Origin of the sequence: Nocardioides sp. CPCC 206348, from assembly GCF_048654705.1 — a bacterium.
Taxonomy (GTDB): domain Bacteria; phylum Actinomycetota; class Actinomycetes; order Propionibacteriales; family Nocardioidaceae; genus Nocardioides.
In genome coordinates this window covers 449-667 of sequence record NZ_JBMCZA010000219.1, presented here as the reverse complement: position 1 = coordinate 667, position 219 = coordinate 449, and the positions used below count along the sequence as shown (strand labels likewise).

Annotated in this window: 1 pseudogene; it reads right to left on the bottom strand. The window is 70.3% G+C overall.

The annotated features are described in order from the left end of the window. Positions 1-219: pseudogene (locus ACOADB_RS24540) on the bottom strand (glycosyl transferase); the annotation flags it as partial.

Below are 219 nucleotides of genomic sequence, written 5' to 3'. Positions count from 1 at the left end.
CCGAAGCGCAGCGGGGCAACGGCAGGCTGGGGGATCTGCGTGGGGATGCTGTCCCGATCGAACCCGTTGCGGACGACGCGGACCTTGTCCGCCAGCTCCGGATAACGCTCGCGGTAGTGATCGGCGATCGGCTCGTTCACCAACCAGAGCGACTCCGCGGCGTCGAGGGCACGCTGCTCCCACCGGCCGCTGGTCGAGTCCCGCTCGAAGGCCTCGCCG